Annotated in this window: 1 protein-coding gene; it reads right to left on the reverse strand. The window is 69.9% G+C overall.

Annotated features, from left to right (window positions below; translation table 11 throughout):
• The coding region (locus ON44_RS29200) for a non-ribosomal peptide synthetase (protein ID WP_040695765.1) at positions 1-1,831 on the reverse strand (1,831 nt) is incomplete at both ends.

The following is a 1,831-nucleotide window of genomic DNA, read 5'->3' on the forward strand; positions in this document are numbered from 1 at the left end:
GACCCCCGCCAACTTCAGGCGCGCGGCCAGCTGAATCGACATGATGGAGTCGCCGCCGAGTGCGAAGAAGGAAGTCCTCGCGCCCACCGTGGCGATGCCGAGGACGTCGGCGAAGGCGGCCGCGATGGTGCGTTCCAGGTCGGTCGATGCCGCGGCGGCGGTGTCTTCGGCGGTCTCGAAAACAGGCTCCGGCAGCGCTTCTCGATCCACCTTGCCGGACGAGGTGAGCGGCAGGTGGTCGAGTAGCGTGATCGTCGCCGGCACCATGTGTGCGGGCAGAGCGGTAGCCACGTGATCGAGCACCGCGCTCGGTTCGACGGCGGTTACCGGTTCGGCCGTGATGTACGCGGCGAGCACCGGGTGCCCGCCGGGGCCTCGGCGACTTACGGTGACCGCGGTCGCGACCACCGGATGGGTCAGCAGCGCGGCATCGATCTCGCCCAGCTCGACGCGCTGGCCGCGAATCTTGATCTGGAAATCGAGGCGGCCGACGTACTGCAACGTTCCCTGCGCGGTCCAGCGGACGATATCGCCGGTGCGATACATCCGCGAGCCCGGCGAACCGTACGGGTTCGCCACGAACGAACGTGCCGTTGTCCCAGGACGATTCAGATACCCGCGGGCCAGCGCGGACCCGGAGAAGTACAGCTCCCCCGGCACTCCGATCGGCGCCGGCCGCAGCCGCGCGTCCAGCACCACCGCCTCCGCACCGCGGATCGGTCCGCCGATGGTAAGCACCTCCCCCGGCCGCACCGGGTCGCTGATCGTGATCACGATCGTCGTCTCGGTCGGGCCGTAGATGTGATGCAGCCGCCGCCCGGCCGCCCAGGCGGCGATCAGATCCTCCGCCACCTTTTCGCCGCCAACCGCCAGCATCCGCAGCGAATCCACCTCGCCGGGCGACATCGTCGCCAGCACACTCGGTGTCAGGAACGCATGTGTCACCTGATGGGTCCGGATCAGGTCGGACTGGTCCGAGCCACCGAACACCTCCGGCGGCGACACCACCAACGCCGCTCCTGCCGCATGCGCCATCAAGGCTTCGAGCAGCACCGCGTCGAACGCAGGTGCCGCGGCTTGCAGCACGCGCGAGGTGGCCTCGACCCGGTAACGCTCACGCTGCTCGGCCGCGAAGGCCGCCAGCCCCTCGTGGGTGACCATCACGCCCTTCGGCGTGCCGGTCGAACCCGACGTGTAGATCACATACGCCGCATCCTGAATCCGAAGGGCGCGAGGACGATTCGCGTCCGACACGGCACAGCCGGGACGTGCGGCGATCTCGGCGGCTGTGCGCAGGTCGTCGAGCACCAGCCAGCGGACACCGTCCGGGAGGGACGGCCGCGCGGCCGCGACCGTGACGCCGACCTCGGCACCGGAATCGCGCAGCATATATGCGATCCGCTCCGGCGGATAACGCAGGTCCACCGGCACGAACGTGGCCCCGGTCTTCGTGATCGCCCACATGGCGACGTGATAGTCGGCCGAGCGCGGCACGACCAGCGCGGCGCACATACCGGGCCCCGCACCCCAGGAAAGCAACTGCGCCGCAAGCTGATTGGCGCGGCGGTCGAGCTCACCGTAGCTGAGGGTGTGGGCACCGTCGATCAGGGCGATCGCCTCGGGGGTCGTTGCCACGGCCGAGGCCAGCAGATCGGGCAGCAGACGCGGCGCGGGGGCGTCGCCGCCGCGCGCCGGGAGCAGCCGTTCGGCCTCCTCCGCACCGATCAGCGAGATGTCACCCACCGGCTGGGTCGGATCGGCGACGACCGCGACGAGGACGCGGAGGAACCGCTCGGCCAACGCCGCCGCGGACGATTCCACGAAAAGATCT

This window comes from Nocardia vinacea NBRC 16497, assembly GCF_000308835.1.
GTDB lineage: Bacteria > Actinomycetota > Actinomycetes > Mycobacteriales > Mycobacteriaceae > Nocardia > Nocardia vinacea.